This is a genomic window from Gracilibacillus sp. YIM 98692 (genome assembly GCF_010993965.1).
In the GTDB taxonomy this organism is placed as follows: Bacteria; Bacillota; Bacilli; order Bacillales; family Amphibacillaceae; genus Gracilibacillus.
This window is the reverse complement of sequence record NZ_WIXM01000006.1, coordinates 1-4,483: the sequence shown is the minus strand read 5'-3', so window position 1 is coordinate 4,483 and position 4,483 is coordinate 1. Positions and strand designations below refer to the sequence as shown.

The window sequence follows — 4,483 nt, the reverse complement described above, 5'->3', positions numbered from 1 at the left end:
GATATTTCTTCTCTCTTTAAATCACCAGAAAGCACCTTTTCCAACATCTCAATGACTTCTTTCATATTAGGTTCATTCATAAACATATCACCTTACCTTGTTCCAAATAAGTCACCCTTTAGCTTAATAACCATTGACAATGAACTTCATAATATCATTCTTAATAATCTCTTTTAATTTTTCTGGAGGATATAATTTTGCAGAATATGGTTCCACATCCTCATGTAAGTTTTTCTGTGCTTCATCTAATGATAATGCACATTCAAGGTAATAGTTAAACCCAGCTTTAGTGAGCTTATAGTATTTGCCTTTGTATTCAAAGTTTTCATAATCATTGATGACTACTTTATTAAAATTCAAGGTTTGAAAAAATTGATTGATTTCCTTAATCACACTATCCATAATCTCACCCACCATACGAACACTCCTTATTGCTCTTTTAACAAAAAAGGAGCTGTCGCATCAACAACTCCTTGTTCCACTCTTGTACCTGTTAGTTCATTAAAAGTACTTACTTTTTTATACAGATTTCTTTAAGCTGCTACTTATTCATTTCCCACCTTATCTAAATATTGTTACAGTAAATATTATTATTAAGATTCCAAATAAATATAAACAGAAACTTTCCCAATGAAGAAAAGGAAATTTATCTTTAGTCGTGAGTCCCAACTCTTCTGTTACCCATTTTGACTGCATCACTTGAAAAAATCCAAAATGGGTAATAATATGAGTGCCGATTGCTTGCTTTGATAGACCTATTTCGGATTCTTTTTGAATCTCTTTTAATCGTACCTTAAAAGGTGCCAAGTCTATTTCTTCTGTATGTTTAACTTCATGGTACATATTTCTTAGTTCATTAAATAAAGAAATGAGCTTCTTTCCTGCTACCTCATATGCGTCCTTGTTATCGCCATGAAAATCTAAAACAAGACCTAGAATACCTACGATGATGAGTAAAGCAGATAATGCATCACCTACATTCGTTTGTACATTTTCTTTATAAATGTTGGTTAACTGCATAATTCCAATGAATATCGTTACACAACTGATCAATCTCGGGAAAATACGATATAAATCATAGGTCATAAAATGCTTTTTGCCACCGAAACCAACATTGTAGCCAGTTTCAGCTATATTTTTTAGTAATGAGTTTTTTTCACCCATACACATTCCCTCTCTTAGCGTGGATAATAGGTACCAAAAATTTCTCTCCATGTTTTATAGGCAATGGAAGGATATTTTTCGTCATCTCCGATCGCTTCAACAGCCTTTAAATATCCCTGCTTTGCTTTATACTCAAATTTTCCTTTGCGATATACTTTAGCGCCACTACCACGCGCTTTCCAGAACGTTTGTTCTTGATTTCTTTCAGATAAGTATTTTAAAAAGTCCCTTGTCATCCAATCATAAAAGGTATAGGATTTATCACTATTTTCATACTCATCTAAGAAATTCATAACAAGCGTTTCAAGAAGCATTCCTGAAATAGGGACATTATTTTGGTTTCTCCAAGCTTTCATAATGCGGACGAGTTTTTTTGCATTTTTATTGTACTGATTATTTAATTCATTTATTGCATTGATTTCAAGAATAGGATAGGTGACTTTCCAGCTTCCGCCATCATTTGAATCAGGATAGGTGTAACTTTCTCCCCCTTTGTTTTTAAAAGCAGGAACCACTTCAAACATCATACCGTCACTAAAATTAACAACAATAACTTGTCCATCTCCACCTATATCTGTATTGACGTAGGTTTTTTTAATCGAAGACCTCACTTCTTGAAGCAATGCAGATTGTCCGTTACCTAAGTAATTGTTATACCTAGCATAAGTGGCATACGGAAGTTCAATCAACATATCTACATCGCTAAATCCTTTAATTGCCGTTCCTCTCCCATATGAACCTACGTATCTTGAATAAATTGATGTAGAATCCAGACCTCTAAAGTCAAGATTCAATCTTCTTGTAATTCTTTTATATCGTTCTGAGACTAAATCATGGTTTTGTGTACGTGTATTTTGTACAAGTAGTTTAAAATTATCGTAAGTTCCCAACAATTACCCCCCCCTTAGAAACAATTCCCAACTTATTTTATCAAATAATACATAAATATTGGTTAATTAACAGTTATGAAATAAAAAGTATTTTATTGAGGTGAAAAATTTCTTCTTAAGTGGCAGTTACTTTAAGTACAACTATCCACATATTAATTTTAACATAAAGTTCCAATAAACCCTGTTGCTTTCAAAGAAAAAGGAAAGCCGATTGACGTTCCTCTTGTTTAACTCTTGCCACCCGTTAGCACAACAACGATTTAGTCATTAAACATTATTTCAATATTATTTAGCTCTACCTTTTCTTCTTCTGTACGATAATCGTCATATTCATTTTCAACAGTTATTCTTAACAGTCCAATCTGAAAAAATGATAACAATCTCCTTGCTTCATTAACCATCTTAGGTTTAATATTTTTTAATATTTCCCTCTTACTATCAAATTCGTTTTTATCCCATTTTTCTTTTTGTTGTAATTTAGGAAGATTATCAATTCCAGTAACATAATTAAGCCCTAAATATCGAAGAAATGAATATCCTCTGCAATAATCGTCGTATACCTGCTCTAAAACCTCTACTAAATCACCTTTTTCATAAATTATATTTTCTAATAGTGAAACAATCCTCATTTGTTCAAACTCACCAAATGGAATTTTAATTTCAATAACTTTCTCTAATTCGTTTTTAATGTGCCTACTTCTATAATTCAAATCAAGTAGGTTGAAGTAAAAGTCATCACCATAAACCTTTTCAATTTCTGGTGTATTATAAAGCCATTCTTCGAATTCCGAAACGCTAATTAGCCCTTTATAAATTTTATAAAACTGCTTTTAAATGTCCTTTTCATTGCTCACTCGCTTACTTCAACTCCTTAAACTCTAACTTCACTTCTTCAACTCTTCTGCACCTTTAGTACAATAGGAGCTGCCGTATCGACAACTTCCTTGTTCCACTCTTGCACTACTACGTTTGTTCAATAACGAAATAAATTCCCCATTTTCACATGATTTAACTGATAAGAAGAAAAACTCCAAAAATAATTAATGATGTACCGAATAAAATTAAAATTACTTTCATTAACCAATACGGAATAAACTTCAAAATTAAAGATAGTAAAAATATTACAATTGATGCCACTAATCCAGCATCATAAGCAGCAATCCCGTCTATGTATTCTGTTTTTTTATGCCTACCTTTAGTAAGTTTAATTCCCCAAATAATAAAGATAGCACCTACTATAAAAATAATTGTTATCCCTATATACATCCAAATCATATTTCCACCTAACCTCATAAAATCCTATATTTACAATGATTTTTTCATCAACAACCATAAATCCTTATTAAATTATCCTGCTCCAAATATTGAACATAAAACAAATGATCAGCCATCGCTGATCAAAATGCTTGTTGCGTTTTCGCCCCCGTTAGTAAAAAATAATTTAGCAATAATCTCCATTTTCATCAATACCGATGGGGTAATAAGGCATCTCACTTATTACACCAAACAATTCATACGGGTCTCCATTTTTTGATAACCAATCAACTGTAAATTCTTTAGGGTTCACATATTCATTTACGCTATTTTTTCCATTGTTCAAATTTAACTCATTACACTTTAACCAATACTTTCTGAAAACAGCTATAACTCTCCCTGAACAACATATAGGATCAAATCTTTCCATGATAAAATCATCAATTTCAACTTGCGATTTCCCATCACTTAACATTCTTTCTCTAATATTATCTAATCGGTCTTCTTCAAAAGAAACAGCTTTATCGAGTTCAATAACATATTCATCAAATAACAATTCATAAGAGTTCTTCATATTTAATCACCCATTTATATCTGAATTTACATGCAGCAACTGATCCCATTTCACCTTGTTGTGTATTCGCACCCTTTACTTCAATAAGGATTGAACCTTTAAAGTAACTTCTTTTGGTTTAACCTCAAAAGATGATAATCTTTCAATATCTACCCATATTGGCAAATATGTTCCTCTGTCTCTATTCTCGTCTGTGTACTCTTCGCCTTGTCCAGATCCAAATGTTCCACCAATAATTTCAGATAGAAAAAAGTATTGAGTTCCGTTAAATTCAACTTCTGCAATGCATTTGTTAATCTTAACTTCAACTCCCAATTCTTCTAGAGCTTCTCTTTTAGCAGCTTTATCAGGTGTCTCTCCTTCTTCTATTCCACCACCCGGAAATACATAATATATAGAACCTTCTCTTTCCCTTTTAATCAGTCCAACCTTTTTATTTTCTATTAAAACTACCGAACTTCTATTTCTCACAAACATCCCCCATTTGAATTTACAGAGAAGGATCGTCGCGTTTTACGATCCTCTTGTTGAACCCTTGCTCCAGTTAGTTGATTAAATATAGACATACAAGCTATTTAGAGTACATATTCATAAAAATGAA

At 32.1% G+C, this 4,483-nt stretch carries 7 protein-coding genes; all 7 read right to left on the bottom strand.

The window, feature by feature from the left end; translation table 11 throughout:
- Positions 1-123: 123 nt before the first annotated feature.
- The 7 genes from GHD00_RS07695 to GHD00_RS07665 all read right to left on the bottom strand — a co-directional run bounded on the left by GHD00_RS07695 (position 124) and on the right by GHD00_RS07665 (position 4,353).
- Entirely contained in the window at positions 124-417 is a 294-nt protein-coding gene (locus GHD00_RS07695) for a hypothetical protein (protein ID WP_163537580.1), read from the bottom strand.
- A 144-nt stretch (positions 418-561) separates the two neighbouring features.
- Positions 562-1,164 (bottom strand): SLATT domain-containing protein, encoded by a 603-nt coding sequence (locus GHD00_RS07690; protein ID WP_163537579.1) that lies wholly within the window; start codon positions 1,162-1,164, stop codon positions 562-564.
- Positions 1,165-1,178: 14 nt separating this feature from the next.
- Entirely contained in the window at positions 1,179-2,054 is an 876-nt protein-coding gene (locus tag GHD00_RS07685) for an SMODS domain-containing nucleotidyltransferase (protein WP_163537771.1), read from the bottom strand.
- A gap of 260 nt (positions 2,055-2,314) precedes the next feature.
- Positions 2,315-2,683: a hypothetical protein gene (locus GHD00_RS07680; RefSeq protein WP_163537578.1), complete on the bottom strand. Its 369-nt coding sequence runs from the start codon at positions 2,681-2,683 to the stop codon at positions 2,315-2,317.
- 379 nt (positions 2,684-3,062) lie between these two features.
- Positions 3,063-3,329 carry a hypothetical protein gene (locus tag GHD00_RS07675; protein ID WP_163537577.1) on the bottom strand — a complete coding sequence of 89 codons (267 nt, stop codon included), beginning with the start codon at positions 3,327-3,329 and terminating at the stop codon, positions 3,063-3,065.
- 166 nt (positions 3,330-3,495) lie between these two features.
- Positions 3,496-3,882, bottom strand: coding sequence for a hypothetical protein (locus GHD00_RS07670; RefSeq protein WP_163537576.1), 387 nt, complete (start codon positions 3,880-3,882; stop codon positions 3,496-3,498).
- A 75-nt stretch (positions 3,883-3,957) separates the two neighbouring features.
- On the bottom strand, positions 3,958-4,353 hold the full coding sequence (locus GHD00_RS07665) for an NUDIX hydrolase (protein WP_481810380.1): 396 nt from the start codon (positions 4,351-4,353) through the stop codon (positions 3,958-3,960).
- Positions 4,354-4,483: the final 130 nt, after the last annotated feature.

What these genes read in the sequence shown, in the direction of transcription:
- GHD00_RS07690 (WP_163537579.1), bottom strand. Translation starts at nt 1,164, where the DNA reads ATGGGTGAAAAAAACTCATTACTAAAAAATATAGCTGAAACTGGCTAC.
- GHD00_RS07695 (WP_163537580.1), bottom strand. Translation starts at nt 417, where the DNA reads ATGGTGGGTGAGATTATGGATAGTGTGATTAAGGAAATCAATCAATTT.
- GHD00_RS07675 (WP_163537577.1), bottom strand. Translation starts at nt 3,329, where the DNA reads ATGATTTGGATGTATATAGGGATAACAATTATTTTTATAGTAGGTGCT.
- GHD00_RS07670 (WP_163537576.1), bottom strand. Translation starts at nt 3,882, where the DNA reads ATGAAGAACTCTTATGAATTGTTATTTGATGAATATGTTATTGAACTC.
- GHD00_RS07680 (WP_163537578.1), bottom strand. Translation starts at nt 2,683, where the DNA reads ATGAGGATTGTTTCACTATTAGAAAATATAATTTATGAAAAAGGTGAT.